22 protein-coding genes are annotated in these 26,997 nt (G+C 76.0%); 19 read left to right on the top strand and 3 right to left on the bottom strand.

Going from position 1 to position 26,997, the window contains the following annotated elements; genetic code table 11:
- Positions 1 to 105: 105 nt before the first annotated feature.
- The 3 genes from ABD358_RS06990 to ABD358_RS06980 are packed head-to-tail and all read left to right on the top strand — an operon-like array spanning position 106 to position 6,088.
- Positions 106 to 3,273, top strand: a complete 3,168-nt coding sequence (locus ABD358_RS06990) for a hypothetical protein (RefSeq protein ID WP_344629972.1) — start codon at positions 106 to 108, stop codon at positions 3,271 to 3,273.
- Positions 3,270 to 3,974 (top strand): Pvc16 family protein, encoded by a 705-nt coding sequence (locus ABD358_RS06985; RefSeq protein WP_344629971.1) that lies wholly within the window; start codon positions 3,270 to 3,272, stop codon positions 3,972 to 3,974. The genes ABD358_RS06990 and ABD358_RS06985 overlap by 4 nt, the downstream gene beginning before the upstream one ends.
- Positions 3,971 to 6,088, top strand: coding sequence for an ATP-binding protein (locus ABD358_RS06980; RefSeq protein WP_425576266.1), 2,118 nt, complete (start codon positions 3,971 to 3,973; stop codon positions 6,086 to 6,088). The genes ABD358_RS06985 and ABD358_RS06980 overlap by 4 nt, the downstream gene beginning before the upstream one ends.
- Before the next feature lie 63 nt (positions 6,089 to 6,151).
- Here the strand turns inward: ABD358_RS06980 and ABD358_RS06975 are convergent, their stop codons facing one another.
- Entirely contained in the window at positions 6,152 to 7,729 is a 1,578-nt protein-coding gene (locus ABD358_RS06975) for an eCIS core domain-containing protein (RefSeq protein ID WP_344629970.1), read from the bottom strand.
- Positions 7,730 to 7,990: 261 nt separating this feature from the next.
- Here ABD358_RS06975 and ABD358_RS06970 point away from each other — a divergent pair, with 261 nt between their 5' ends.
- The 13 genes from ABD358_RS06970 to ABD358_RS06910 all read left to right on the top strand — a co-directional run bounded on the left by ABD358_RS06970 (position 7,991) and on the right by ABD358_RS06910 (position 21,354).
- Positions 7,991 to 9,547 (top strand): phage tail sheath family protein, encoded by a 1,557-nt coding sequence (locus tag ABD358_RS06970; RefSeq protein ID WP_344629969.1) that lies wholly within the window; start codon positions 7,991 to 7,993, stop codon positions 9,545 to 9,547.
- 34 nt (positions 9,548 to 9,581) lie between these two features.
- Positions 9,582 to 10,022, top strand: coding sequence for a phage tail protein (locus ABD358_RS06965; RefSeq protein WP_344629968.1), 441 nt, complete (start codon positions 9,582 to 9,584; stop codon positions 10,020 to 10,022).
- Complete coding sequence (locus ABD358_RS06960) at positions 10,019 to 10,507, top strand: hypothetical protein (protein ID WP_344629967.1); 489 nt, start codon at positions 10,019 to 10,021, stop codon at positions 10,505 to 10,507. Before ABD358_RS06965 ends, ABD358_RS06960 begins: the two co-directional genes overlap by 4 nt.
- Positions 10,504 to 10,662: a DUF6760 family protein gene (locus ABD358_RS06955; RefSeq protein WP_344629966.1), complete on the top strand. Its 159-nt coding sequence runs from the start codon at positions 10,504 to 10,506 to the stop codon at positions 10,660 to 10,662. Before ABD358_RS06960 ends, ABD358_RS06955 begins: the two co-directional genes overlap by 4 nt.
- A gap of 2,593 nt (positions 10,663 to 13,255) precedes the next feature.
- Positions 13,256 to 13,618 (top strand): hypothetical protein, encoded by a 363-nt coding sequence (locus ABD358_RS06950; RefSeq protein ID WP_344629965.1) that lies wholly within the window; start codon positions 13,256 to 13,258, stop codon positions 13,616 to 13,618.
- 36 nt (positions 13,619 to 13,654) lie between these two features.
- Entirely contained in the window at positions 13,655 to 14,080 is a 426-nt protein-coding gene (locus ABD358_RS06945) for a phage tail protein (RefSeq protein ID WP_344629964.1), read from the top strand.
- 58 nt (positions 14,081 to 14,138) lie between these two features.
- Positions 14,139 to 14,861: a CIS tube protein gene (locus tag ABD358_RS06940; RefSeq protein WP_344629963.1), complete on the top strand. Its 723-nt coding sequence runs from the start codon at positions 14,139 to 14,141 to the stop codon at positions 14,859 to 14,861.
- A complete protein-coding gene (locus tag ABD358_RS06935) occupies positions 14,858 to 16,681 on the top strand; it encodes a VgrG-related protein (protein WP_344629962.1) in 1,824 nt (607 codons plus the stop codon). Before ABD358_RS06940 ends, ABD358_RS06935 begins: the two co-directional genes overlap by 4 nt.
- A gap of 94 nt (positions 16,682 to 16,775) precedes the next feature.
- Positions 16,776 to 17,093 (top strand): PAAR domain-containing protein, encoded by a 318-nt coding sequence (locus tag ABD358_RS06930; protein ID WP_344629961.1) that lies wholly within the window; start codon positions 16,776 to 16,778, stop codon positions 17,091 to 17,093.
- Positions 17,093 to 17,533 carry a GPW/gp25 family protein gene (locus tag ABD358_RS06925; RefSeq protein WP_344629960.1) on the top strand — a complete coding sequence of 147 codons (441 nt, stop codon included), beginning with the start codon at positions 17,093 to 17,095 and terminating at the stop codon, positions 17,531 to 17,533. Before ABD358_RS06930 ends, ABD358_RS06925 begins: the two co-directional genes overlap by 1 nt.
- Positions 17,533 to 19,488: a putative baseplate assembly protein gene (locus ABD358_RS06920; protein WP_344629959.1), complete on the top strand. Its 1,956-nt coding sequence runs from the start codon at positions 17,533 to 17,535 to the stop codon at positions 19,486 to 19,488. Before ABD358_RS06925 ends, ABD358_RS06920 begins: the two co-directional genes overlap by 1 nt.
- Positions 19,485 to 20,048 (top strand): phage tail protein, encoded by a 564-nt coding sequence (locus tag ABD358_RS06915; RefSeq protein WP_344629958.1) that lies wholly within the window; start codon positions 19,485 to 19,487, stop codon positions 20,046 to 20,048. The genes ABD358_RS06920 and ABD358_RS06915 overlap by 4 nt, the downstream gene beginning before the upstream one ends.
- Before the next feature lie 592 nt (positions 20,049 to 20,640).
- Positions 20,641 to 21,354, top strand: a complete 714-nt coding sequence (locus ABD358_RS06910; protein WP_344629957.1) for a zinc ribbon domain-containing protein — start codon at positions 20,641 to 20,643, stop codon at positions 21,352 to 21,354.
- A 337-nt stretch (positions 21,355 to 21,691) separates the two neighbouring features.
- Here ABD358_RS06910 and ABD358_RS06905 read toward each other — a convergent pair whose 3' ends face one another.
- Both ABD358_RS06905 and ABD358_RS06900 read right to left on the bottom strand, forming a co-directional pair.
- Complete coding sequence (locus ABD358_RS06905; RefSeq protein WP_344629956.1) at positions 21,692 to 22,159, bottom strand: hypothetical protein; 468 nt, start codon at positions 22,157 to 22,159, stop codon at positions 21,692 to 21,694.
- Positions 22,156 to 24,792: a molybdopterin oxidoreductase family protein gene (locus ABD358_RS06900; protein ID WP_344629955.1), complete on the bottom strand. Its 2,637-nt coding sequence runs from the start codon at positions 24,790 to 24,792 to the stop codon at positions 22,156 to 22,158. The genes ABD358_RS06905 and ABD358_RS06900 overlap by 4 nt, the downstream gene beginning before the upstream one ends.
- 243 nt (positions 24,793 to 25,035) lie before the next feature.
- Between ABD358_RS06900 and ABD358_RS06895 the strand changes: the two genes are divergently transcribed.
- The 3 genes from ABD358_RS06895 (at position 25,036) to ABD358_RS06885 (ending at position 26,961) form a co-directional block, all read left to right on the top strand.
- Positions 25,036 to 25,278: a hypervirulence associated TUDOR domain-containing protein gene (locus ABD358_RS06895; RefSeq protein ID WP_344629954.1), complete on the top strand. Its 243-nt coding sequence runs from the start codon at positions 25,036 to 25,038 to the stop codon at positions 25,276 to 25,278.
- On the top strand, positions 25,271 to 25,609 hold the full coding sequence (locus ABD358_RS06890; protein ID WP_344629953.1) for a DUF3140 domain-containing protein: 339 nt from the start codon (positions 25,271 to 25,273) through the stop codon (positions 25,607 to 25,609). The genes ABD358_RS06895 and ABD358_RS06890 overlap by 8 nt, the downstream gene beginning before the upstream one ends.
- Before the next feature lie 134 nt (positions 25,610 to 25,743).
- The gene (locus ABD358_RS06885) at positions 25,744 to 26,961 is read left to right on the top strand and encodes a PP2C family protein-serine/threonine phosphatase (protein ID WP_344629952.1); all 1,218 of its coding nucleotides are present in this window, start codon (positions 25,744 to 25,746) and stop codon (positions 26,959 to 26,961) included.
- Positions 26,962 to 26,997: the final 36 nt, after the last annotated feature.

The raw sequence follows: 26,997 nt of genomic DNA, 5'->3' as shown, positions 1-26,997 counted from the left end.
CACGCGTTCCCCCGGGCAGGGCCCCGCCGCCCTGCCACGCCGCACGCGGCCGTCGCAGGGTGGCGGGGGCACATCCGGGTGCCTCACCAGACCTAGGGGGCTGTGATGGGAACCGCCGGCTCCGGCGGGCGGAACCGCCTGGCCAGGCTCGGCATGTCGCTGCTGCTGGTGATCCCGCTGCTCACGGTGACGGCGGCCTCCGGGCAGGAGGGCGCCGAGACCCGGCCGCGGGCGGCCGACGCCGCGGACACCCGAGTCGCGTACGCCGGTACCCGGCACCGCAGTCTCGGCCGGGTCGACACCAGGAACTCCAGCCCGCCGCTGTTCGGCGCGGGCCCGGCCCACTTCGACGTCCAGCCGTCCGCCCTCGGCGACACGCTGGTGTTCGCGAGCCGCCGCGACGAGAAGGACCCGCAGATCTACCTGCGGTCCGCCGACGGTTCGGTGCTCCGCCTCACCCGCGGCCGGGACGCGGCGAACCCCCAGCTGACGCCGGACGGCCGGGCCGTGGTGTTCGACTCGGCCGAACCCGGCGGCCCGGGCGGTAAAAAGCAGCGCGACCTGTGGCTGGTGCGCACCGACGGAACCGGTCTGCGGCGGCTCACCGACACGCCCTCGAACGAGGAGCACCCTGCGGTCTCCCCGGACGGGCAGCGCCTGGCGTACTCCGACGACGGCAACCCGGCGGCCGGGGCGCAGATCTACGTCCGGCCCCTGGAGGGCGGCACCGCCTCCCGCATCACCGACCCCCGCAACGGCGCGGCCACCGAACCGGCGTGGAACCCCGTCGACGACCCCGCCCACCGGGACCTGATCGCGTACACCGCCACCCTCAAGGGGCAGAACGGCCCCCGGCTGCGGCTGACCGACGGGCGCACCGACGGGCCGCTGCTCGGGGGCGCACGGGAGCAGTGGCGCGCCCACGGGGCGGCGTGGCTGCCCGGCGGGGACGAGGTGCTGTTCCTGAGCCCCGAGGTCACCTGCAGCTGCACAAGCAACTGGAACCACGTGTTCCGAACCGCCCCGCACTCCGACCGGGAGCCCCCGGTGGTGCTCGACGAGGACCGGGAGGTCCTCTCGCCCACCTGGCTCGGCCCGCTCGACGGCGGCGGCGCGGTGGTGGAGCGCGTCTCGGCGTCCGGCCCCCGCACGGTGACGCTGCAGGACGTCCGGCTGGACGGGACCGACCCCCGCGACCTGGGGTTGGAGATCCTGAAGGAGGACCCGAGGGCCGACACCAACATCGACCCCGCCGAGGACCCGCTGTTCCGGCCCGAGCCCGGGTACGACCCGTGGACCGAGCGGCAGACCTACACGCCCGACGGCCGCCGGATCGCGGTGACCCGCTTCGAAGGGCCCCCCGACGCCCGTGTCCAGCGGATCTGGATCGCGGACGCCGACGGTTCCAACGCGGTGCTCCTGCCGCTCGCGGGACGCGGCCCGCGGGACTGGGACACCGATCCGGCGTTCTCCCCCGACGGCCGGTACCTCGCCTTCACCCGGACCTCACCGGGCGGCGTCGCCGATGCCGCGGGTCCCAGCCGCGTCCTCGTCGCGGACGTGGCGACCGGCGAGATCCGCGACGAGATCGTCCCGCCGGACGGGCAGCTCCGAGGCGGCGACGCCCAGCCCGCCTGGTCCCCCGACGGCACCACACTGGCCTTCACCCGCAACCATGTGATCGACGGCGGCGGCGGGAACAAGCACATCTGGACCGCGCCCGTGGACGACCTGGACCGGCAGCACGACCTGAGCGACACGGCCTGTCCGGACGACTGCGAGGTCATCGACGACAGCCCGGCGTTCTCCCCCGACGGGCGCACCATCGCCTTCAACCGCCAGAGCGGCGGCCGGACCGACGAGCGCAAGGGCATCCTGCTGGCCTCCCCGTCGGGGAAGGACTGCCGGGTGCTGCTGCCCGACGCCGCCCGCGGCCTGCCCGGCGCCTGCCGCCGGGAGCTGCCGGACACCTCTGCCACCGGCCCGTTCCAGCCGCGCGACGCCGCCTGGACGGCCGACGGCAGCGGCCTGGTGATCAGCTCGCGCACCGCCCTCGCGGGCAACAGCCCCGAGAAGCTGCACCTGGTGGACATCGCGACCGGCCGCCGCACCCCGCTCACCGCCGGTCTGCCGGGCCGGCAGAAGGAGCCGGCCGTCCAGCAGTTCGTGGACCTCGCGCTCCGCGCGCCCGGCGCCGTCCCGGAGGTCGCCGTCGGGCGTTCCGTCACGGTCCGCGTCGAGGTGGTGAACAACGGCCCCGCCGCCTCCCCCGGCACCCGGCTGACCGTCGCCGCGCCGCCCGGGGTGCGGATCACCCGGATGGCCCGGCCCGGCGGCACCTGCGACGCCGCGTCCCTCCAGTGCGGCCTCGGCGTGGTGCCCCCCGGCGCCACCGTCCCGGTGGACGTCACCCTCACCGGGGCCGTGCCCGGCGAGGCGCCGGTCGACTGGTCGGTCACCGGCACCGTCCTGGATCCCAGGCCCGGCGACAACACGGGCCGGACCCTGGTGCCGGTGGTCAAGGCCCCGCCCGCCGGTCCCCCGCCCACCAGTCCCCCGCCCGCCTCGCCGTCCGCGCCGCCTCCGCCGCCCGCCGCGCCCCCGGTGCCGGAGGAGCCCGCGCCGCGGGCCGGGCCCGGAGTGCGCGTCACGGCCCAGCCGAACCCCGGCTACGTCGGCGGACGCGTCACGGTGACGTACACCGTGCGCAACGGCCGCAACGCGCTGGCGACCGGACTGCGGCTGCGCATCGGCCTGCCCCCGGGCATCCCGCACAACGGACCGCCGCCGGGCTGCGACCGCTCCTGGGTGTGCGCGCTGCCCGACCTGGCCCCGGGCGCGAGCACCGTCGTCCAGGTCGTCCTCAGCCCCGACAGGGCGATGACCGGCCGCGTCACCGGCCGCCTCACCACCACCGGGACGGACGCCGACCGGAGCGACAACACCGCCCGGCAGCGGCTGCGCGTCCTCCGGCCGCGCATCGTCGCGGTGCCGGAGATCGGCAAGCCCGGCTTCGTCACCTCGGTGCGCGGCAGGGACTTCCCGCCGGGCGTGCCGGTGCGGTTCGCCTGGAAGCCGGGGATCACCGCGGCGGCGGCGCCGACCGTGCCGGGACCGGACGGCACCTTCGTCGGCCAGCTCCTCGTCCTCCCCAAGGACCAGACCGGGCCGCGCACCATCACCGCCACGGGGCCCGGCTTCTCACCGGCGAGGACCGACTTCCTGGTGGTCAGCGGCACCGTGCAGCCGCCCGACGAGGTGGTCCGCCGGTGATCCACGAGGTCGACGAGGGGCTGCGCCGCCTGCTCGGCGAGTCCGGGCTGGAGGCGTCGGGCGTCGAGGTGGTCTTCGACGCCCCCACCCGGGACTGGGCGGCGCGCCGCACCGCCCCGACGGTCTGCGTCTTCCTGTACGACATCCGCGAGGACGCCGCCCGGCGCGGCAGCGGCGCCGGGGAGGTGTACGACACGGACGGTCACCTGGTGGCGCGGCGCACCCCGCCGCGCTGGTTCGAGCTGACGTACCTGGTCACCGCGTGGGCGAGCCGCCCGCAGGACGAGCACCGGCTGCTCTCCCAGGTGCTCGCCTGCCTGGCGGCCGCCGACACGCTGCCGGCCCGGCTGCTCACCGGCACGCTCGCCGAACTCGGCCTGACCGTGGGGCTGGACACCGCCGGGGCCGGACTCGACGCGCCGGCCGCCTCCGACGTGTGGTCCGCGCTCGGCGGGGACCTGAAGGCGTCGCTCGGGGTGCGGGTGCGGGCGCCGCTCGCCGGGGTGAGCAGGGCCGTCGCGCCGCCGGTCACCGAAGGGCTCGTGGTGCGCTCCGCCGCCCGGAGCGAGGGCGGGGAGACGGTACCGGGACGCCGGCTGCGCTACACGGAGGCGAGCGATCCGGGACCGGACGGCTTCGCCGGTCCGCGCGAGCGGCCGGCCGCCCCAGCCCGGCGCCGCCGGGGGGACCGCCGGCCGTGACGCACACCACCGGACCCGCCGTTCGGACCGCCGCGCAGACCGGCGCCGAGACCGTCCCCGCCGGCGCGGAGTACCTGTGGACGCGGCTTTGCGCGGTCGAGGAGCGGGTGCGGCACGCGGTGGCGGCCCGCCGCGCCGCCGACCCCGACCCCGACGACCCGTACCGGGGTCAGTACCTCACCCCCGAGGCGGTCACCCGCATCCTCCACGAGCCGGGCGGCCTGGGCCTGCCCGCCCACGAGCCCCGGCACCCGCCGGCCGGTTCCGTCCTCGGCGGCCTCGCCGCGCGGTTCGGCCTGTCCCCGCTGGACCTGGACCTGCTCCTGGTCGCGGTGGCGCCCGACCTGGACGCGCGGTTCGAGAAGCTCTACGGCTACCTCAACGACGACCTGACCCGCCGCCGGCCCACGGTCGGGCTCGCCCTGGAGCTGTGCGGGCTCGGCGGGGCGTCCCCCGCCCGGTTCCGGCTCGCCCCCGGAGCGCCGCTGGTCGCGGGTGGTCTGGTGGAGGTCACCGAGCCGGAACGGCCGCCGCTGTCCCGTGTCCTGACGGTCCCCGACCGGGTCACCGGGCACCTGCTGGGCAGCGCGCGACCCGACGCCCGGCTCGCCGGGGTGCTCGGCGAGCCGTACGGGGATCCGACCGCCGGGGCGGCGGAGGTCCGCGAGGCGGCGGCAGCGGCCGTGACCGGCCTCGTCCATCTGCGCGGACGGGGCGGCGACGCCGCGGGCCTGGCCGTCGCCGCCCTGCGCGCGGCCGGACTCCGCCCGCTCGTCCTGGACACGGCGGCGCTCGCCCGGCGCTCCGGTGACGTACCGGAACTCGCCCGCGTCGCCGCGCTCGAAGCCCGCCTGACCGGTTCCGGGGTCGTCCTCGGGCCCTTGGAGGCGCTGCCCGCCCAGCCCGCCGAACGGGCCCGCACGCTGGGGACGCTGTGCGCGGCGCTGCGAGGGATCCCCCTGCTGACGCACGGCGCCGCCGGCTGGGACCCGGTGTGGGCGGCCGACTCCCCCGTCGCGCTGACCGTGCCCGCGCCCTCCCCCGAGCGGCAGGCCGCGCGCTGGCGGCACGCCCTGGAGCGGGCCGTCGGCGACGGCTCCGTGGCCGGTTCCGTCATCGGGGATGCCGGGGGGCTCGCCGGGGCCGTCGCCGCGCACCGCCTGGACTCCGGGCAGCTGCGCCGCGCCGCCGACGTCGCGGTGCGCACGGCCGCCCTGGCGGGCCGCCCGGTGGGTCCCGACGACCTGCGGGCCGCCGTGCGGGCCCAGAACGGCGCGGGACTCGAACGACTCGCCCGCCGGATCGAGCCGGCGGTCGGCTGGGACGACCTGGTGCTCCCGCCGGCCACCCACCGGCGGCTGCGCGAACTGGCGCTGCGCGCCCGCCACCGCGAGCAGGTGCTCGGACAGTGGGGGATGCGGCCCGGCGGCGGCCGGGGACGCGGCGTGATCGCGCTGTTCGCCGGCGAGTCGGGCACCGGCAAGACCATGTCCGCCGAGGTCGTCGCGGCGGACCTGGGCATGGACCTGTACGTCGTGGACCTGTCCACGGTCGTCGACAAGTACGTCGGGGAGACCGAGAAGAACCTGGAGCGGATCTTCACCGAGGCGTCGGCGGTCAACGCGGTGCTGCTCTTCGACGAGGCCGACGCGATCTTCGGCAAGCGCTCCGAGGTGAAGGACGCCCGCGACCGGCACGCCAACATCGAGTCGGCGTACCTGCTCCAGCGCATGGAGTCGTTCGACGGGATCGCGGTGCTCACCACCAACCTGCGGGCCAACCTGGACGAGGCGTTCACCCGCCGGCTGGACGTGGTGGCGGACTTCCCCGTCCCCGACGCCGGGCAGCGCCTGGCCCTGTGGGAGCGGTGCCTGGGCGACCGGCTGCCCCGGGACGGCGATGTGGACCTCGCCTTCTGCGCGGACCGCTTCGAGCTGGCCGGCGGCTCGATCCGGGCCTGCGCGGTGACCGCGGCCTACCTCGCGGCGGAGGCCGGCGGGCCGCTCACCATGCGGCAGGTGGTGAGGGCGGTCGCGCAGGAGTACCGCAAGCTCGGCCGGCTGGTCCTGGCGGGCGAGTTCGGGCCGTGGCTGGCGGAGGCCGTCGACGTCTGAGGGGGCGGCCCGCACGGCCCGCCCCCTCCGGACCCGCCTCCCCCGGCCCCGGCGCGGAGGACCTCAGTCGGAGGCCTTCTTCCACTTGGCGCCCGCCTTCACCCACCGTGCGAGGTCGGGCGGGGAGAGGATCGCGCCCCCGTACTCCTTCTCGTGAAGGCGCTGCGCCTCCCTCAGCTTGTCCGCGACGGCCTCCCAGTCGACGGTCGGCGCGTTCGCCAGGCTCAGCGCCTGCTTCAGCTCGCTCGACCTCGGCGTCAGCGCGCCCGAAGGCGTGTAGTTGAAGTCGGTTCCGGAGCCCGGGTCGCCCGTCCTCGTGTCGCTCGCCGGCCCCATCTCCAGGTTGGCGGGCATGTTGAGCAGGGCCTTCTTGTCCGCCGCGGTCGAGCCGAGCACCGCCCGTATCTCGTCCAGGAAGTCGAAGAGCGGCTTCGCGTTCGCCCTGTCCCTCTCGGCCGACGCGAGCACGGCGTCCAGCTCGCTGCGGGAGATCTTGTGGTGGAGGGTCGTCTTGTCACCCCAGAACGGGTGTTCCTTCCGCATCTCCGCGTGTGCCGAGGTGATCGCGCTCGCCGCCCAGTCGCTCTTGCCGCCGCCGGCGCCGGCGAACCCGGAGGAGTGCTTCGCGGTCTCGATCTCCGTGAGGAGATCGTTCAGCAGTGATTCGTCGTTCTTCACCTCGTCGAGCGTGTAGAGATCGCTCCCGGGCTCGATCCCGATGTTCCCGAGGAGGTACTCCTTCTCGTTCTGCTTCTTTCCCTTGAACTCTTCGCTGCGCCCCTCGAAGTACTCGACTATCTTCTCGAACTCGCTCTTCGAGGAAGTGGGTTCCGCCGCGGGCGGGTCGCCTCCCGCGGACTTCTTCGCCTGCTTCTTCTTGGCCATGCGCTGCACGTCGGTCGCCGCCCCGGCCGTCCGCTGCACGGCGCCGGCGGTGTGGTCCGCGACCGGGCGCCGGAGGTCCGCCCCGCCCCGCATCACCTGCTCGGCCGTGCGCTCGGCCGACCTCTCGAACCGGTCGGAGGGGTCGCTGACGCTCAGACCGCTGCCGTCGTCCGTACCGGCCACGGCGCCCGCGCGCTGCTGGCGGACGTGCTCCAGCTCGTGCGCGAGGGTCTTCCTGTCGATCGTGCCGCGGAACACGATGTGGCGGGTGCCGGTGGTGTACGCCTCGGCTCCGACCGCCTCGGCGGAGCGCCGGGCGGCGGCACCGGTGTGGACCGCCACGTCGGAGAAGTCCTCTCCCCCGAAGCGGGCCTCCATCTCCCGCTGCAACGGGAGGGGCAGTCTTCCGCCGGTGGACCGCACCACGGAGTTCACCTCGTCGGCGGCGCTCGGCCGTGCCGCGGCCTCCCCGCCGTGCTCCGCGCCGTGCCGGTGCTCCGGGTGCGGGACCTTGTCCTCCCCGGCGTCGTGCTCCCCGGCGTCGTACTGCTCCGAGGCGGGCGCGGTGCGGGCACGGCGGGCGATCATGCCGGTCACCACGGCGTTGCCCGCGCCGTGTTGCGCGGCCCGGAGGGTGTCGGCGGTGAGCGGGGGCGGTACGGCGGCGCCGGCCGAGGGCGCCTTCCGGCGGGCGGCCGGTCCGCGTGCCGCCTGCTCGTCCCCGGCCTGCTCGGCACGCGACCTGGACGTCCGCATCCGCTGCCTCCTCGTCGGCGCACCCCTGCTACGGCCTCCAGTGGACCGGCCGGGCGGACGGGGTGTCCAGGCCCGGACGGACAGTGCGCGGGCAGGGCGGGTGACGCCCGGACGGTCCACGCGGGGCCCGGAAAGGCAGCCGCCTTGCCCCGGAAAGGTCCGCCGGTCCCTGTCACCGCGGCGGACCCGCCGCACAGACTCGGCCTGAGCAGCCTGAACAGCCTGAACACCGGTGACCCGCGAAAACGCGAAGGAGCGAGCATGCCGACGTACCTCACCCCGGGCGTGTACGTGGAGGAGGTGCAGTCCGGTGCCCGACCGATCGAGGGGGTCGGCACCGCCGTCGCCGCGTTCGTCGGGTTCGCCGAGCGCGGCCCGTTCCACACGCCGACGCTCGTCACCGGCTGGGACCAGTACACCCGGGAGTTCGGCGGCTTCACCGAGGGCACCTACCTGGCCCACGCGGTCTACGGGTACTTCGCCAACGGCGGCGGCGCCGCGTACGTGGTGCGGATCGGCGGCTCGGCCGAGGACGCCTCCGCCCCGGCGGCCGGCGGCGCCCGGCGGGAGGCCGGGGCGGGGGAGCCGGTGGAGCTCGGCGGCTTCCTGGTCGCGGCCCGGCCGGGGGTGACCGGGGTGTCGGTGGAGATCGCCGACGCGGACGGCGAGAACCCGCCGGAGGACCGCTTCAAGCTCCTGGTCCGCCAGGGCGGCCAGGTGGTGGAGACCTACGAGGTCTCCACCCGCAGGAACGTCAAGGCGTACCTGGTCAACCAGGTCCGCGCCTCCCGGCTGATCGAGGTCGCCGAGCAGCGGGGCGCCGCCCAGAGCCGGCCCGCCGGCCAGACCGTGGCGCTGCCCGACGCCCCGGCCGCGTCCGCCGCGCCCGGCTCCGGCGAGGTCCCCCGCCTCGATCCGGCCGAGTACGTCGGCGACGCCGCGGCCCGCACCGGGTTCGGCGGCCTGGAGACCATCGACGAGATCACCATGGTCGCGGTGCCGGACCTGATGAGCGCCCACCAGCGCGGCGACATCGACGCCGAGGGCGTGCGCACCGTGCAGCTCGCCGTGATCTCGCACTGCGAGCAGATGGGCGACCGGGTGGCCGTCCTGGACGCCCCGCCCGGCCTGACCGCCCAGCAGGTGCGCGCCTGGCGCAACGACGAGGCGGGCTACGACTCCCGGTACGCCACCCTCTACTACCCGTGGGTGCGGGTCTTCGACCCGGCCGCCGGACGCAACACCACCGTTCCGCCCAGCGGGCACATCGCCGGTGTGTGGGCGCGCAGCGACGCCGAGCGCGGCGTGCACAAGGCGCCCGCCAACGAGGTGGTCCGCGGCGCGGTGGACCTGGAGATCCGGCTGAGCAAGGGCGAGCAGGACCTGCTCAACCCGATCGGCGTGAACTGCGTGCGGGCCTTTCCCGGCCGGGGCATCCGGGTGTGGGGCGCCCGCACTCTCTCCTCCGACCCGGCCTGGCGCTACCTGAACGTGCGCCGCCTGTTCAACTACCTGGAGGAGTCGATCCTCCTGGGCACCCAGTGGGTGGTCTTCGAGCCGAACGACGGCCGGCTGTGGTCGAGCATCCGGCGCAACGTCACCGCGTTCCTCACCGAGGAGTGGCGCCGGGGCGCGCTGTTCGGCCGGACCGCCGAGGAGGCGTTCTACGTCAAGTGCGACCGCGACAACAACCCGCAGGAGTCCATCGACCAGGGCCGGGTCGTCTGCGAGATCGGCGTCGCGCCGGTCAAGCCCGCGGAGTTCGTGGTGTTCCGGCTGGCCCAGTTCTCCGACAGCACCAGCCTCATCGACGAGTGACCCGCGGGTCCGCAAGGGAAGGTGACGAACAGTCATGGCAGTGGGCGACGCTCTTTCCACCCACGTCTTCGGCGTGCAGCTCGGCGGATACCTGGTCGAGTCGATCCAGGAGATCAGCGGACTGACCGTCGAGGAGGAGGTCGTCGAGGTCAAGCAGGTCAGCGCCGAGGGCAAGCAGATCATCCGCAAGCAGCCCGGCGCCCGGCAGGCCGGCGAGATCACGATCACCCGGGGGCTCGACCAGAGCAGCGAGTTCACCAACTGGATCAAGGAGACCCTGAACAACGGCGCCGTGAACGCCGCACGGCAGAACCTCACCATCGAGATCATGGACTCCGAGGGCACCACGGTGCGCCGCATCCAGCTGATGCAGGGCTGGGCCTCCCGGTGGGAGGGACCCTCCCTGAGGGCGGGCGAGTCCTCCCCGGCCACCGAGACCGTCACGATCGTGTTCGAGGAGATCGTCGTCGAATGAGACGCCGCACGGTGACGGCGGGCAACCTGGAGGAGATCCTCCAGGCGACGGCACCCGCCCCGACGTCCGAGCAGGCGGCGGCGCCCCCCGCCGCGGCACCCCGGGAGGACCACGGGCTGCGCACCGAGTTCGAGTTCGAGCTGCCGCGCGGGTACGTGGACGAGGCGGGCACGGTGCACCGCCACGGCGCGATGCGCCTGGCCACCGCCCGCGACGAGCTGCGGCCCCAGATCGACCTGCGGGTCAAGGAGAACCCGGCGTACCTGAGCGTGGTGCTGCTGAGCCAGGTGATCACCCGGATCGGCACGATCACCGACGTGCACGCCGGGATCGTGGAGCGGATGTACGCCACCGACGTCGCGTTCCTCCAGGACTTCTACCGCCGCGTCAACAGCGAGGGCCACACCCGCGCGGCGGTGACCTGCCCGCACTGCGAGGGCGGCTTCGAGGTCGACCTCTCGGGTGGGCGCCTGGGGGAATCGTGACGTACGCCCTCCCCCGGCTCCGGGAGGAGATCGCGTACATCGCCTACCACTTCCACTGGCCGCGCGAGGAGATCCTCGGCCTGACCCACGGCGAGCGCCTGCAGTGGGTGGCCGAGATCGCCCGTATCAACACCCGTGTGAACGAAGGCGGTTGAGCACATGGCATGGCGGGACAGACTGCGGCGGCGGGCGGAGCGCTCCGGGGCCGCGGCGGGCGGCCCGTCCGGCGGCGGCCCGGAGCGGGGCGCGCCCGGCGCTCCGGGACCGTCCGTGCCCGGCGACTGGGACGGCGGCTGGCGCCGCACCGCGCCGCTGGAGCCCACCGTGGCCCGCTCTCCGCTCGGCGTCAGCGACGGCCTCGCCTTCCGCTCGGGCCTCGCCGCCTGGCAGAACCCCTCGTTCGACACCGGCCTCGGCCACGCCCTGCTGCCCACCGCCCCGGTCGGTCTGGTGCACGGCGTCGCCGTCCCGGCCGCCCCACGGCCCGCCCACACCGGCGGAGGGCCGCTGCTGCTGCGGGCGCTGCGCCCGCCGGAGGCCGGGACCGCGGACGGCCCACCGGACGGCACGCCGGACGCCGGAACCGCGGACGGCCCGGCCCGGCCGCCGGCCGCTCCGGCCCCGGAGGCGAACCCGGGCTCCGGACGGAGACCGGCGGTGGCGCGCTCCGGCCGGACCGCCGGGAAGAGCGCCGCCGGGAAGAGCGGTCCGGCCGGTGTGCCGAAGGCCCGTGACCTCGCCTCAGCGGACTCCCCCGCCGTGCTCTCCTCCTCGCCTCCCGCCGTTCAGCGGGCCGCGCAGCCGGGCGCCGGCCCGGTCACGAGCCCCGCCCCCGTTCCCGCCAATGCCGGTGTCGGCGCCGGCTCCCGGCCGAAGGCTCCGGAGATCCCGCTGGTGCGGCGGATCTCCGTGCTCCCGGCCGCGGCCGACGGCGGGGCCGCGCCCCGGCCACCCGCTTCCGGCGGGCCCGCCGCACAGGCACCGTCCGGCGCGGCCGGGCGCGCGGCCCGGCCGCCGGCCGGTTCCGGGGACCGTACGCCTTCCGGCCCGGAGCGGCAGCGCACCGCGGCGGGGGCGGGGGGAGCGGGGCCGCTGCCCGCCCGGACCGGCGGGCGGCCGGACGCGTCCCGCGCCTCCGGCTCCGCCGTCTCCCGTCCGCTCGTCCGGCCCCGCCCGGCGGGGCCCGGCCCGATCGTCGCCCGGCGTCCGGCCGAACCGGTGCGCCGCCTGCCCGCCCTGCGGCCCGCCGCGCCGGCGCCCGGTGCGGCCGCGTCCCCCGGCGCGGCCGGACCGGCCTCCGCCGCGACCGCGCCGACCGCGTCGGTCACACCGGCCGAGCGGGAGACCCGCCCCGCCTCTCCTGGACAGCGCGCCGGGAGACGTACGGGGAGCCGGGCACCCCTCGGCGCCCCGCTGGACGGGCTGCCCTCCACGGCCGCACCGTCGCCGTCGGACGCCCCCACCCCGCGTCCCGCCCCTGGCGCCGGAACCGCGTCCGGCACCGGAACCGCTCCCGGTCCGGCGCTGCCCGTCGTCCAGCGTCAGGCGGAGAGCACGGCCGGCGCCCCGGGCCCGCACGGCGGCGGCGCGAACGGTGGCGCGGGGGGACCGGACCACGTCACCCCGGGCGGTCCCGCCGCACCGGCCGGCGCTCCGCGCCGAAGCACCGGCCCCGGCCGCTCCGGGGCACGCGGGCGCGGCGGCCTGGGCGCGCCGCTGCCCGCGCTGCCGCCGAGCGCCGACCTGACCGGTTCCGCCGCGTCCGAAGCCCGCGCCTCCCGCACCGCCCCCGGCCCCGAAACCCGGCGCACCCCGTCCCACCGGGACCGGACGCCCACCGGGGCCGCACCACGGACCGCACCTCCCGCGCCCCCCGCGCCCCCCGCGCCCTCCGCACCCCCCGCGCCCGGAGCGAGCGGGGCGGACACGCCGCTGCTGGGGGCGGGCGGCATCCAGCGCCGCCCGGTGGACCGCTCCCCCGCCGGGGCCGCCGCGGAAGCCGGCCCCGCGCCCCGCGGAGAAGGTCTCACCACGCCGCTGGCGCTCCCTCCCCCGGTCGCCGTGCCCCGCCACCCGGCACCGGAGGGCCCGGCGGCGGCCGAAGGCCCGGCGGGGAACACGCGACGCCCCGACGTGGCGTCCGGCGGGCCGGACTCCGGCGGGCCACCGTCCCGGAACACCGCCCGCACCCCCGGCGAGGCCGGTTCGCGTCCGCCCACCGCGGCCCGCTCCGCGGCGCGCCCCGCCCCGGCGGCACCCCGTACCCTCGCGCTGCTCGCCGCACGCCCGCTCACCCTGAACACCCGGCTCCCGGAGGGCGCGGCACCACCCGCCGCCGTCCGCCCGGGCGGCCGTCCCGTGGTGGCGGCACGCTGGTCCGGCGGGCCGGCCGGCCCTCGAGGAGGCCCCGGCCCGGCCACCGGGGCACCCGCGCGTCCGGCCCCGGGACCGTCCGCCCCCGCCCCGGCGGCGCCGCGGGTCCAGCGGGCCCCGTCCGCGCACCCCCGGCCGGTGGTCGCGGGCACCGGGACAACCGGCTCCCCCGGTCCGGCCCGGCGCGTCCCCCTCGTCCGGCCCGCGCCGCCCCCGCGGGGGACGCCCGAGGCTGCCGCCGGGGCCGGCGCGCCCGTACCACCCGTACCGGCGCGGTCGCTTCCGGTGACCGCCCCGCAGGTGACCGCCCCGCAGGCGCCGACTCCCCCGGTCCGCCCGCCGGCCACCACCCCGGCACCGGCGGGGACCGCCCCCGTGGTCCGGCCCAGGCCCTCCGGCCCGGGGCCCGGACCGGCGGCGGGCCGCGGTTCCGGCCGGGCCGCACCCCCGGTCCAGCGCGACGCCGCCGGCCTCGGCGCCGCCGTCACCGCGGGCGTGCCGGTCGAGGCGGTGCCGGCGCGCGCCCGGTCCCGGCCGGCCTCCGCGCCGTCCGCCCCCGGCGGCGCGGGCCGGCGCGCCGGGGCACCGCAGGACGCCGGCGCCGGACCCGGTGCCGCCCCCGGCGTCGACCTGGACGACCTGGCGCGCCGCCTGCTGGACCCGATGGCCCGGCTGCTCCGCACCGAGCTGCGGCGCGGCCGGGACCGCACGGGCCGTCCCTACGACGGACGCCGCTGAGGGCATGGACGAGAGCATGGAACGGATGACGGACGGATGACGAACAGCATCTTCGCGACGAGCGTGTTCTTCCGGCTCACGATCGGCGGCAGCGACCTGGGCGCCTTCCACACCTGCTCCGGCATGGGCGCCGAGGTCGAGTTGGAAAGCTACGCCGAGGGCGGCAACAACGGCTTCACCTGGCACCTGCCGGGCCGTGTGACCTGGACGAACATCACGCTCACCCGGCCGGTCACCGCCGACACGGCGAAGATCGCCCGCTGGCTCGACGAGACGCTGCGGCGGGTGGAGCCCAAGGACGGCGAGATCGTGGCGCTGAAGCCGAACCTGGACCCGATCATCGGCTGGCAGGTGTTCGGGATCGTCCCGGTGCGCTGGGAGGGGCCGTCCTTCGACCCGGCCGTCTCCCAGGCCGCGACGGAGACCCTGGTGATCGCCCACGAGGGGCTGCGCCCCTCCTGACGCGGTCCCGTCGACCGCCCGCCCCTGACGTACTCGCTCCCGGAAAGGAGGGTCCGGCATGTCCTCAGCGGTCCGCACCGGTCGGGCCAGGGCCCAGCTGACCCTGAAGGAGCCCCCGGCGACCGTCGGTTCGAAGCCCGGCGGGACGATCGCCCGGCTCGACCTCCAGTTCAACCCCGCGACCCTGGAGTTGCGCAAGACCACCGAGTGGCGGCGCTCGCCGTCCCGGATGGCGGAGCAGTCGGCGCTGCCCGAGTTCGTCGGCAGCGGCCCGCGCACGCTGAGCCTGGAGGTGTTCCTGGACGCCACCGCCACCCACGACGACTCCGTGGAGCAGGCGGTGGAGAAGCTGATGAAGGCGTGCGTACCGACCCCGGCCAGCCTGGGCCGTGAGAAGCCGGCCAGCCCGTGGGTGCGGTTCGAGTGGGGCACCGCGCGGACGACCTCGTTCGACGGGGTGATGTCGAGCCTGTCGGTGACGTACACGCTGTTCGACGTGGACGGCAGGCCGCTGCGGGCCACCTGCGCGCTGTCGATCGAGGAGGCGAGCGTCGACCCGCCGGGCCAGAACCCGACGTCCGGCGCGCGCACCGCCCGCAGCACGCACACCGTGGTGGCGGGCGACAGCCTGGCCCTGCTGGCCTGGCGCGAGTACGGCGACGCGACCGCCTGGCGGGTCATCGCGGAGGCGAACGGAATCGACGACCCGATGGCGCTCGTGCCCGGCACCGAGCTGGTGGTGCCGGGGCTGCGGGACGCGGGGGGCGAGGAGGAGCGGTGAGCGGAGCAGGGGAGCGGGGCGGCAGGTCGTTCGCGGCGGACCCCGTCGTGGAGGCGCCCGCGGCGCTTCCGCGGATCTGGGCCGCCCAGCTGGTGAGCTGCGTGGTGGACGAGAACGTGGGCCTGCCGGATGCGGCGCAGCTCACCTTCCGCGACCCCGACCACGAGTTCCTGCAGGCGACCGGTATCACCATCGGCACCCCGCTGCGGGTGTCGGTGGTGACCGTGTCCGGGCGGGCCCGCGAACGGCTGTTCGACGGCGAGGTGACGGCCCTGGAGGCGGACCGCGACCGCACGGGCTCGTTCACGGTGGTGCGCGCCTACTCCAGGGCGCACCGCCTCCAGCGGGGCCGGAAGGTGGTGGCGTACCGGAACATGACGGCGGCGGCGATCGTCCGCAAGGTGGCCGCCGGCGCCGGTTTGGCCTGCGGAACCGTGCAGGCCGCGCCGGTCACCTACCGGCAGCTTTCGCAGGCGAACGTCTCCGACTGGGAGTTCCTGCAGTTCCTGGCGGCAGAGAGCGGCGCGCAGGTGCGTGTCGACGACCAGGGGCTGCTCCAGTTCACCCGGCCGCGGAAGGCGTCCGGCGCGCCTTCGCCGTCCACCTCGGCCGCACGCGACCCGATGGTGCTGGAGTACGGGCGGAACCTGCTGGCGCTGCGGGCCTCGCTGTCGGCCGCGGACGGCGCGCAGCAGGTGGAGGTGCGCGGCTGGGACGCCACCACGAAACGGCCGCTGGTGGCCCGGCAGCCGTCGGTGGACAGCGACACGGCGGTGCCGGGCCTGAGCCCGGCGTCCGCCGCCCGCTTCGGCAGGTCCGCCAAGCTGACCGTCACCGACACCCCGTACCGCACCCAGGCCGAGACGGCGGCGGTCGCGGACGCCGTGGCCGCCCAGGTCGGCGCGGGCTTCGCCGAGCTGGAGGCGGTGGCCGAGGGCAACCCCCGGCTGCGGGCGGGCAGGCCGGTGGCGCTCGGCAACGCCGGGCAGGCGTTCTCGGGCAAGTACACCGCGACGGCGGTGCGGCACGTCCTGGAGCCGCACGGCGGGTACCGGACGACGGTGTGGGTGAGCGCCAGCCCGGACCGTTCCCTGACGGGTCTGGTGACCGGCGCCAACGCGCCGTCCCGCGGCCCGCGCATGCCGGGACTGGCGATCGGCGTCGTGACGGACGTACGCGAGCCGGGCGGCGCCCAGAGCGGCGCCGTGAGGCTGAAGTTCCCCTGGCTGGACGACACCTACGTCACCGACTGGGTGCGCACCGTGCAGTGGGGCGGCAGGGGCGGCGGAGGCGTGGTCAGCCCGGAGGTCAACGACGAGGTCCTGGTCGGCTTCGAGCAGGGCCTGCTGGACAGCCCGTACGTCATCGGCGGGCTCTACAACGGCGTGGACAAACCGTCGCCCCACGACGTGCCGCTGGTCGACGGCACCACCGGGAAGGTCAACCGCCGCTCCGTCGTGTCGCGTTCGGGGCACCGGGTGGAGCTGCTGGACGCGAGGGCTCCGGGCCCGTCCGGGGTGCGGCTCACGACCGGTGACGAGCGCCTCCAGGTGTTCCTCGACGACCGGCGGAACCGGATCGAGCTGGCGGTGTACGCCGGGCGCGGCCGCCCTCTCGCCTCCGTCTCGCTCGACAAGGACGGCATCACGCTGGACGCGGGAGAGGGCACCGTGAGCGTGCGGGGCCGGCAGGTGGACATCGACGGCACGGCCGGCGTCCGGATCGGCGGCCGTTCGGTGAACGTCACCGGCCAGTCGGACGTCACCGTCGACGGCGGCCTGCTGGGCGTCCTCAAGGCCCGGCTCGTCCAGATCAACTGAGGGCCCGGACCGTGCCCGTCCTCGTCCGCCCTCCCCACCCACCGAGAACGCGACCCGAACCCCCGGGCCCAGGACCTTCCGCGAGGAGCACCGCATGCCAGCCGCAGCCCGTACCGGCGACCCCACCAGCCACGGCGGCCGGATCACCACCGCGCCGCCCGGCGCCGCCGCGTCGGTGGCGCGCGTGCTGATCGGCGGCCACCCCGCCGCCGTCGTGGGCAGCCGGACCTTCTGCCCGATCCCCCAGCACGCGGCCCTGGGACCGGCCAACGTGATCAAGCCCGGCCCGGCGGCGGTCACCGCGGGCACGGTGCTCATCGGCGGCCTGCCGGCCGCGCGGGCATTCGACCAGAGCGCGTGCGGCGCGACCGTCCTGACCGGCGCCCCCAACGTCCTGATCGGGGGCGTGTGATGAGCGAGCGGTTCATCGGCCGCGGCTGGGCGTTCCCGCTGCGGGTCGGGCCGACCGGCGGAATCGGCATGGTCGAGAAGGACCGGGAGATCGAGGAGGCGATCCACCTGGTGCTCGGCACCGCGCCCGGCGAGCGCCCCATGCGTCCCGAGTTCGGCTGCGGCATCCACGACTACGTCTTCGCCCCCGGCGACGGCGCCACCGCCGGCCGCGTCGCGCAGCAGGTGCGCGAGGCCCTCCAGCGGTGGGAGCCGCGCGTCGCGGTGGACGACGTGGTGGTCGCCTTCGACGCCGTCGAGGCCGGCACCCTCTACATCGACGTGCACTACACCGTGCGCTCCACCAACGACCGGCGCAACCTCGTCTTCCCCTTCTACACGATCCCCTTCGACGAGGGGGCCGGGGAGACCGGGGAGACCGGGGAGAGGGGTGCCGGCTGATGGCCCTGCCCTCCCCCAACCTGGACGACCGGCGGTTCCAGCAACTCGTCGACGAGGCCAAGCGGTACGTGCAGCAGCGTGCCCCGGAGTGGACCGACCACAACGTCTCCGACCCGGGCGTCACCCTGATCGAGACGTTCGCCTACCTCGTGGACCAGCTGCTGTACCGGCTGAACCGGGTCCCGGACAAGCACTACACCGCCTTCCTCGACCTGCTGGGCATCCGACTGTTCCCGCCGACCGCGGCCGTGGCCGATGTCGACTTCTGGCTGTCGGCGCCGCAGCCCGACACGGTGGCGCTGCCCGCGGGCACGGAGGTGACCACCGCGGGCGGCGAGACGGACGAGGCCGTGGTGTTCACGACCACGGACGAACTGCGCATCGTTCCCAGCGAGTTGGCGCGGCTGGTGACCGCGCCCCGGACCGGCGAACAGACCGACCGGACCGGGACGCTCGCCGAGGGCCGCGACATCCCCTGCTTCCAGCCGGCACCCCGGCCCGGCGACGCGCTGCTGTTCGGCCTGCCGGCGGCGGTGCCGCGCTGCATCGTCGCGGTGCGCCTGGACAGCCGGGTGGAGGGAGTCGGCGTGGACCCGCGCCAGCCCCCGCTCGTGTGGGAGGCCTGGGACGGCGGCGGCTGGCAGGTGTGCGAGACCGGCGAGGACACCACCGGCGGGCTGAACCGGCCCGGCGAGGTCATCGTGTACGTACCGGCCGGGCACACGGCGTCGGTGATCGGCGGGACGCGGGCCGGCTGGCTGCGCTGCCGCGTCACCGAGGCGGAACCGGGCCAGCCGTTCTACTCGGAGTCCCCGACGGTCCGCGAGGCGGCGGTGTTCACCGTGGGCGGCACCATGTCCGTCGAGCACGCCGAGACCGTGACCGACGTGCCGCTCGGCGCCTCGGAGGGCGTCGCGGGGCAGACCTTCCGGGTCGGCCGCCCACCGGTCCTCCTCGACGGCGGGCCCCCCGTGGTGGAGGTGTCCTCGGCCGACGGGTGGCGGCGCTGGGAGGTGGTGGAGCACTTCGGCCGCTCCGGACCCGCCGACCGGCACGTCCGCGTGGACGCCACCACCGGCGAGTTCGCCTTCCCGCCCGTGCTGCGCGAACCGGACGGCACGCTGCGGCAGTGCGGCGCCGTACCGCCCAAGGGCGCCCAGGTGCGGGTGGCCCGCTACCGCACCGGCGGCGGCCCGGCGGGCAACGTCGCCCGCGGCGCGATCTCCGTACTGCGCAGCTCCGTCCCGTACGTCGCGCGGGTGACCAACCGGGAGGCTGCGCGCGGCGGAGTCGCCGGTGAGACCCTCGCCGACGCCAAGCTGCGGGCGCCGAACGCGCTGCGGGTGCAGGAGCGCGCGGTGACCGCCGAGGACTACGAGTTCCTCGGCCGCCAGGCGGCCCCCTCGGTGCGCCGGGTCCGCTGCCTGCCCGCCGGCGACGGCCCGGGCGCGGTACGGGTCCTGGTGGTGCCGGACGCGGTGCCCGACGAGGGCGACCGGCTCCGCTTCGAGCAGCTGATCCCCTCCGACCAGGTGCTGCGGGCGATCACCGCGTGCCTGGACGAGCGCCGCCTGATAGGCACCCGCCTGGTGGTGGAGCCGCCGTTCTACCAGGGCGTCACCGTGGTGGCCCGGCTCTCGGCGGCGGGCGACGCCGACCGGGTGCGCGACGCGGCGCTCGACGCGCTGTTCGGGTACCTCGACCCGCTGCACGGCGGCCCCGGCGGCACGGGGTGGCCGTTCGGGCGGCCGGTGCAGTACGGGGAGGTCTTCGGCGTGCTCCAGCGCGCCGCCGGCGATGCGCTGGTGGAGGACATCCGGCTGTTCCCCGCCGACCCGGTCACCGGGCGGCGCGGCGCGCCGGCGGACCGCATCGACGTGGCCGCGGGCGCGCTGGTCTTCTCCTACCAGCATCAGGTGGTCGTCACGGCCGCCGGACCGGAGGCACGGGAATGAGCCGCGCCGCCGTACCCGGCCTGCCGAGCAGGCACCCGATCGGCGGGCAACTGCCCGCCCTGTACGCCGAGGACGACTTCGCGCAGCGGTTCACCGGCGGTCTCGACACCGTCCTCGCTCCGGTCTTCGCGACCCTCGACAACCTGCCCGCCTACTTCGACCCCCGCCTGGCCCCGCCCGACTTCCTGGCCTGGCTGGCGTCGTGGGTGGGCGCCGCCGACGACCCGCAGTGGCCCCTGGAGTCGCGCCGCGAGGCGGTCGCCCGCGCGGTGGAGTTGCACCGTTGGCGCGGCACCAGGCGCGGCCTGGTCGAGGGCCTGCGGCTCATGCTCGGCGTGCATGCCGAGGTGACCGGCGACGGCGGCGCGGCGTGGTCGCGCACCGCCGGCGCCGACCTCCCGCCGGACCCGCCCCCCGAGACCCTGGTCCGGGTGTGGCCGGGCCGCGCGACGCGGGTGGACCCGGACCGGGTCCGCGAGATCGTCAGGGCCATGTGCCCGGTGCACACCGTCTGCCGGGTGGAGGTCCTGCCCGGCCCGCCCACCGACGAAGGGAGGTGACGCCGTGCGTGCGTGCCCCGCGTGCGGGGCGTCCAACGACCCGGGTGACGACTTCTGCGGCAACTGCGGCACGTACCTGGGCTGGTCGCACACCCCGGAAGCCCCGAGCACGCGCTCGGAGCCTCCGGTCCCGCCGGCCCCCGCCCCGGCGCCCGCACCGCCGGCGGACGAGTCCCCGTCCGCCGCGCCTCCCCGCGCCTCGTCGCCGCACGCCCGGCCGGCCGGCGTCGGGCCCGGCCGGGAGGAGAGCCCGAGCCCTCCCCCGCAGGCCGGACGCGGCGATGCCCGTACCGGGCCTCCCGCCCCCGCGCACCGCCCGACCGCCGGCGCCGGGGAGGCCCCCTCCGGCGACGAGGGCGACCCCGCCACGGCACCGCGGCCCTCCGGACCCGCCGCGTCAGGAGCGGGGCCGCGGCCACCGCGGGACCGGGCCGCGGCATCACCCCCCACCGCACCGCGTCCTCGGGCCGGCCGGGGCACACCGGGTCCCCGGCCTCCGGCCGGCCCCGCCCCCGAGGCACCGGCCCCTCCCGTGCTGCCCGTGCGCCCCGCGAAGCCGGTGGCCCCGCGCCCCGCCGTACGGTCCGCGGCGGTGCCGGACGACGTGGCGGGAGCGCCCTGCCCCTCCTGCGGCACCCCCAACCCGCCGCACCGCCGGTTCTGCCGGCGCTGCGCGACCGCGCTGAGCCCCGCCGCCCGGCGCGACCCGCTGCCGTGGTGGCGGACCGTGTGGCCGTTCCGCCGCCGGGTGCGGGCGGGCTCGGGCCGGGTGGTGCGGTTCCTGGTGATCCTGTCCGTGCTGGTGGCTCTGGGCGCGGGCGGCCTCATGCTGCTGCCGGCCGGACGCGCGGTGTTCGAGGACGCCCGGGACAAGATGAGCAAGCCGAGGCCCGTGACCCCGGTGGGCATCGAGGCGAGCGCCGAGCTCCCCCGGCACCCGGCGACGAACACCACGGACGGGCTGAGCAACCGCTACTGGGGCGCGCCTGCACCGGGCGCCTCGGTGACCTACACCTTCCGCGAGCCGTTCCGGCTGGTCGACCTGATCATCGTCAACGGCGCGTCCAAGTCCCCCGAGCACTACGCCCGCCAGGCACGCGCCCTCCGTCTGGACCTGGAGGTGACGAGGCAGGACGGCACGAAGCACCACGAGGAGCTCGTCCTCGGCGACACACCGGGGCCGCAGACGTTCCCCACCGGGATCAGCGACGTGAAGTCGGTGCGTCTGGTCCTGCGGTCGGCCGTCGGTCTGGCCGAGGGCCGTCACCTGGCCCTGGCGGAGGTGGAATTCTTCCAGAGAGGCTGATCCGGCCAGAGAGGCTGATCCGGCGCCACCTCGCGCCCCGGCGGACGACGGGCCCGCTCTCCTCGCGACGCCTGCGGCTGCCGGGCGGCCGGAAACGGACGGCCGGGCAGGGCCCCGGTGCGGCGGGTGCTCACCGGACCTGCCGGAATCGCGGCGCTCCCGGGCTTCCCGTGCCGGCGGGTCCGCGCGGACATCGGGGCCTCGGTGCGCAACACGGTGCGGACGGGTGCGAGCGGGGGACGGCCGGCCCGCGGGAGCGGACGGCCCCGACGTCCGCGGGGACGGTCCCGGCCGGCGCGCTGTGCGGCCCTCTCCGGCAGTCCGCCCGGCTCCTGGCTCACGTGGCGGCTCCGGAGGCGACGAGCGCCTGGGGGGCGGCCTGCTTGACGCGGGTGTTCAGCCACAGCAGCTGCCGCTGGGTGTCGGTGTGGCAGGCCCGCACCACGTCCAGCAGTTCGCGGTCGCGCGTCGCCTGGGCCGCCTGTCCCAGGACGGTCCAGGTGATGTCGGTGAAGGACGCCAGGGTGTACAGGTCCTGCAGGTCGCGCAGCAGCCCGACGCCGCCGGAGCGGGGCTGGGCCAGTCCTTGGGCGTGCAGCCGTTCGGGCTCGTCCACCCGCTGCTCGCCGTAGCGGTCGGCGATGGGGGCGAGCCTGTCGACGTGGGTGTCGCTGAGGTCCGCCAGGGTGCGGCAGAGGTGGTGCACGTCCGGTTCGGCGGCATGGCCCTCGGCGACCTGGCGGAAGGAGTCGGCCAGCGTCCGGGAGGCGGCGTGCTGCAGGCCGACGTAGACGGCGAGGTTCATGGTCGTCCCTCCGTGCCCTCCGTGCCTTCCGTGCCTTCCGTGCCCCCCGGGCCCTCCGGGCCCTCCGCGCCTTCCGGGCCTCCCCGGCCGGCGGCCGACGCGGTGCTTCCCCCGGAACCGGGCTGCTCCGGCGAGTCCTCCGGCTGCCGCGGGGGCTTCGGCGGCGGGGCGGCGCCCACCTGCTCGGTCACGCCGGCGTCCGGGCTGCCGGCGGTCGCGGGGATCCCGGCCGGGTCGGCCGGCGCGGAGGCCGTGGTGGTGGGGGCCGGGGACGGGCCGGCGGCGTCGGCGATCCTCGTGACCCGGACCGCGCCCACCTTGAACAGCGGCTGCTTGGAGACCGGGTCCCACTCGGTGAGCGTCAGCTCGTTCGCGGCGCTCGGGTGCCCGTCCGGTGCGGCGCCGCCGGTGCCGGGCCGGTCCCAGTAGCCGTAGTGGAAGGGGGCGAACACCACTCCGTCGCGGCCCCGGCCGATCCGCACCGGGGCCTCCATGACGCCCCGGGGGGACTCCAGGCGCACCAGGTCTCCCTCGGCCGCCCCGAGCCGTGTCGCGTCGCCGGCGGACAGCTCCACCCACACCCGCGGCGCGGCGCGGCGCAACTGCCGGGCCCGTCCGGTCTTGGTGCGGGTGTGGAGGTGGTAGACGGTGCGGCCGGTGGTGAAGGCGAACGGATGGTCCTCGCTCGGGGTCTCCGGCGGCGGCACGTAGGGGGCGGCCTTCAGGAACGCCCGTCCGTCGGGGCGTTTGGCGCGGTAGGCCTCCTCGCCGATCGCGCCTCCGGTGAGCAGGTCGTGTCCGTAGGTCTCGCAGACGTCGGCGTGGGTGGGGAACTCGGCGTCCGCGTACAGGCGGTCGGTGCCGTGCGGCGCCGCCTCGTCGACCGGCCAGGGGATGCCGCTGCCGCCGCGGAGTTTGTCGTAGGACAGGCCGGTGTAGTCCACCGGCCGGCCGCGGGTGCACTCCTTCCACGCCTCGAACGCCCCTTGCGGGTCGGACCACTTGACCAGTGGGGCGCCGTCCCGGTCGCGGAAGTCCATCCGCCGGGCGTAGTCCAGCCAGACGTCCAGGTCGCTGCGGGCCTGGCCGGGCGGTTCGACCGCCTTCTCCGACAGGTGCACGGTGCGGTCGACGTTGGTGAACGTGCCCTGCTTCTCGCCCCACAGCGCGGCGGGCAGCACCACGTCGGCCAAGCGGGCGGTCTCGGTGAGGAAGCCGTCCTGCACGACGGTGAACAGGGAGTCCCGGCCGAGGATGTCCCGGATGCGGGGCAGTTCCGGCAGGGAGACGGCCGGGTTGGTCCCGGAGATCCACAGCAGCTTGACGGAGCCCTGCTCGCAGTACCGCCAGATCTGCATGGCGTGGGTCGGCGGCGCCCAGTGGGGGATGACCAGCGGGTCCACGTTCCACAGGCCGGCCAGTTGCCGGATGTGGGCGGGGTTGTCCCAGTTGCGGAAGCCCGGGAGGTCGCCGTCGGCGCCGCACTCGCGGGTGTTCTGGGCGGTGGGCTGGCCGTTCATCTGCAGGATCCCGCACCCGGGCCGCCCCAGCAGGCCCCGCAGCAGGTGGAGGTTGTTCACCGCGCACGAGGCGGCGGTGGCCTGGTGGGACTGGTAGAACCCCTGGAGGACGGTGGACAGCACCCGCTCGGAGGTGCCGAAGATCTCCGCGGCGCGGCGGATGTCGTCGGCCGGGACCCGGCAGATCCGCGCGGCGTGCTCGGGGGTGTAGGGCTCGACGACGGCCTTCAGCTCGTCGAAGCCCAGGGTGTGGCGGGCGATGTAGTCCTCGTCGGTCCAGCCGCGGCGGACGATCTCGCGCGTCAGGGCGTTCATCAGCGCCAGATTGGTGCCCGGCAGCGGCGCCAGGTGCACCCCGCCGGTCTCCTCGGCGGCCTCGGCGACCTTGGTGGTGCGCGGGTCGACGCACACGATCCTCGGCGGGTCGGAGCCGTGGATCCGGTCCAGGACGCGCGCCCACAGCACCGTCTGGGTCTCGGCCATGTTGTGCCCGAACAGGAAGACGGCGTCGGTGGCCTCGATGTCGCCGTAGGAGCCGGGCTGGCCGTCCGAGCCGAAGTTCTCCTTCAGCGCCGCCGCCGCGGTCGCCGTGCACAGCCGGGTGTTGCCGTCCATGTGCGGGGTGCCCAGGCCCGCCTTCCCGATCACCGCCAGGGTGTAGTACTCCTCCAGGAAGAGCTGGCCGGAGGTGTAGAAGCCGTGGCTGAGCGCTCCCGCGTCACTCGCCAGCAGTTCCTTGGACCGTTCGACGATGCGGCCCATGGCGGTGTCCCAGTCGCTCTCGACCAGTTCTCCGCTCCCGTCGCGGACCAGGGGGCGGGTGAGGCGGTCGGTGCGGCTCCACTGCCACGAGCCGTACAGCCCCTTGGGTCCCAGACGTCCGTGGTTGACCGTGTCCGCCGCGCGGCCGCGGACGCCGACCATGCGGCCGTCCCTGACCGCGATGTCGCAGCCGCAGCCGTTGCTGCACAGCACGCACGCGGACTGCACCCACCGGTCCACGTCCTCCTCGGTCAGCGGCGCGTCCAGATGGGTGTCCACCCGCACCGGCCAGGGCGTGTCCTTCGCGTGCGGCGTGCGGGTTCCCCAGACGTCCGCGATGCGGTCGCTCACCGGCGGCCTCCCCCGGGGTCGAACGGTCGGTCGGCGGCGGACGTGTACCCGTTCGTCCGCGGCCGATGCCGCCGGCGGGGAGAACCACCCGGCGGACGCAGGGCGGGCCGCCGCCCCGCCGCTCCGGGCCCCGGTTCCCTCCGGTGGGAGCAGGTGCGCGGCATGGAACCCGGAAAGCGTGAAACCCCGCAAGTCTGCGCCGGGACGGTGGACAGTCCCCGTCCCACCCCCGCGGGAGGACCGATGACGAAGAAGAGCGAGAGGCCGCGCAAGGGCGACGAGGTCTCCTGGAAGAGCCACGGCGGCGAGGCCACCGGCCGGGTCGAGGAGGAGATCACCTCCCGTACCGAGGCCGGGGGCCGCACGGTGGACGCCTCCCCCGACGATCCGCAGTACCGGGTGCGCAGCGAGAAGTCCGGCGGCGAAGCGGTCCACCGCCCCGACGCCCTGCGCAGGAGGAACGCGAAGGATGCCGAGGATGACTGAGCACGACCGCGACGAGACCGTCGCCGAGTTCGGGAAACTGGTCAACCTCACCCCCAAACAGCTCCAGGACTGGCTGGAGAGCGAGGAGTCCCGGGCCGCCGGACAGCACGAGGGCGGCGAGGAGAGCACCGGCCACGCCTCCGGCCGCCGCATCGTCGACCTGCTGCGAACCGCGAAGTCCGACCTGAGCGACGACGACGTCGCCCACATGCGCAAGGTCACCGGCTACATCAAACGCCACCTGGCCCAGCGGCCCTCCGGCGACACCACCGACACCGCCTGGCGCCACTCCCTGATGAACTGGGGCCACGACCCTCTCAAGGACTCCTGACGCCGGTCCCCCGGGCCGGGAACCGGCAGCCGGAGAGCCCCCGTTCCTCCCGTCCCGGCGCCGGGGAGGACCGGGCGCTCCCCGCCGCGCCGCGCGGCCGCCGGGACCGGCCCGTCCCGTAAGGAGGCTCCACCATGGCCGACACCGCGCGGGTGTCGCAGCCCTTCGTCGAGCTGGTGCTGGCCAGCCATGTCGCGACGCTGGAGGAGCTGCCGGAGATGGTGGCCGGGCACGTCTCCGCCGCGGGCCTGCGCCACGTCGTCTTCTTCCTGGTGGACCTGCAGGAGACCGTGCTGCGGGAGGTCACCGGCCACGGACCGGACGCGGGCCGGGGAGGGCTGGAGCTGCGCATCGACGGCACGCTGCCGGGCCTGGCCTACCAGCGGGTGGACCTGGTCGCCGAACCGAACCGGACCGCCGAGGGGCTGCGGCGGTGGTGGGCGCCGATCACCGACGGCGTGGAGCGCCTGGGCGTGGTGCGCGCGGACACCCCCGGCGACGACGAGGAGACCCGCTACGCGCTGCGGGCCCTGTCCTCGGTGATGGCGCTGCTGCTGCTGAGCAAGCGGTCCTTCAGCGACTCCTACGCCCGCCTGGTCCGCACCGCGCCGATGAACGTGGCCGCCGAGATGCAGTGGAACCTCACTCCGCCGCCGGCCTTCGCCGGGCACGACGTCACCATCGGCGCGGTCTCGGAGCCGGCCTACGAGATCGGCGGCGACGCCTTCGACTACGCCGTGGCCGACACCACCCTTCACCTGGGGATCTTCGACGCCATGGGCCACGACGCCACCGCCGGGCTCACCGCCAACGTGGCGGTGGCCGCCTGCCGCAACGCCCGCCGTCAGGGCGCCGACCTGGCCGGCACCAGCCGGAAGGTGGAGGAGGCCCTGGTGGGGCAGTTCGGCACCAGCCGCTACGCCACCGGGATCATCGCCGATCTGGACCTGGACACCGGGCGGCTGAGCTGGGTCAACCGCGGCCACCACCTGCCGGTGCTCGTCCGCACCGGCAGGTGGTGGCAGCAGCTGCAGTGTCCCCCGGCCGGTCCGATGGGCACGGATCTGGGCCTGCCGATCACCGTGTGCCACGAGCAGCTCCAGCCCGGCGACCGGATCGTGCTGTACACCGACGGCATCACCGAGGCCCGCGACACGGAGGGCCGGGAGTTCGGCCTGGACCGTTTCGTCGAATTCGTCCTGCGCCACCACTCCGGCCGCCTCACCCTGCACGAGACGCTGCGCCGCCTGGTCCACGCCGTCCTGGAGCACCACGCCGATCGGCTGGACGACGACGCCACCGTCCTGCTCGCCGAATGGCGCGGCGGCCACCAGCAGGAACTGACCCCCTGACGGTGCCCGGCCGGGCAGACGACAGCGGAACCCGAC

The sequence above is a fragment of the Streptomyces glaucosporus genome (genome assembly GCF_039533345.1).
Taxonomy (GTDB): domain Bacteria; phylum Actinomycetota; class Actinomycetes; order Streptomycetales; family Streptomycetaceae; genus Streptomyces; species Streptomyces glaucosporus.
Note: the sequence above shows the minus strand (reverse complement) of the source record. Positions and strands in the feature narration are given on the sequence as shown.

Bases quoted from the DNA above. Each gene is read 5' to 3' on its own strand.
- ABD358_RS06990 (WP_344629972.1), top strand. From the start codon at position 106: ATGGGAACCGCCGGCTCCGGCGGGCGGAACCGCCTGGCCAGGCTCGGC.
- ABD358_RS06975 (WP_344629970.1), bottom strand. From the start codon at position 7,729: ATGCGGACGTCCAGGTCGCGTGCCGAGCAGGCCGGGGACGAGCAGGCG.
- ABD358_RS06970 (WP_344629969.1), top strand. From the start codon at position 7,991: ATGCCGACGTACCTCACCCCGGGCGTGTACGTGGAGGAGGTGCAGTCC.
- ABD358_RS06965 (WP_344629968.1), top strand. From the start codon at position 9,582: ATGGCAGTGGGCGACGCTCTTTCCACCCACGTCTTCGGCGTGCAGCTC.
- ABD358_RS06960 (WP_344629967.1), top strand. From the start codon at position 10,019: ATGAGACGCCGCACGGTGACGGCGGGCAACCTGGAGGAGATCCTCCAG.
- ABD358_RS06945 (WP_344629964.1), top strand. From the start codon at position 13,655: ATGACGAACAGCATCTTCGCGACGAGCGTGTTCTTCCGGCTCACGATC.
- ABD358_RS06940 (WP_344629963.1), top strand. From the start codon at position 14,139: ATGTCCTCAGCGGTCCGCACCGGTCGGGCCAGGGCCCAGCTGACCCTG.
- ABD358_RS06930 (WP_344629961.1), top strand. From the start codon at position 16,776: ATGCCAGCCGCAGCCCGTACCGGCGACCCCACCAGCCACGGCGGCCGG.
- ABD358_RS06925 (WP_344629960.1), top strand. From the start codon at position 17,093: ATGAGCGAGCGGTTCATCGGCCGCGGCTGGGCGTTCCCGCTGCGGGTC.
- ABD358_RS06920 (WP_344629959.1), top strand. From the start codon at position 17,533: ATGGCCCTGCCCTCCCCCAACCTGGACGACCGGCGGTTCCAGCAACTC.
- ABD358_RS06915 (WP_344629958.1), top strand. From the start codon at position 19,485: ATGAGCCGCGCCGCCGTACCCGGCCTGCCGAGCAGGCACCCGATCGGC.
- ABD358_RS06905 (WP_344629956.1), bottom strand. From the start codon at position 22,159: ATGAACCTCGCCGTCTACGTCGGCCTGCAGCACGCCGCCTCCCGGACG.
- ABD358_RS06895 (WP_344629954.1), top strand. From the start codon at position 25,036: ATGACGAAGAAGAGCGAGAGGCCGCGCAAGGGCGACGAGGTCTCCTGG.
- ABD358_RS06890 (WP_344629953.1), top strand. From the start codon at position 25,271: ATGACTGAGCACGACCGCGACGAGACCGTCGCCGAGTTCGGGAAACTG.
- ABD358_RS06885 (WP_344629952.1), top strand. From the start codon at position 25,744: ATGGCCGACACCGCGCGGGTGTCGCAGCCCTTCGTCGAGCTGGTGCTG.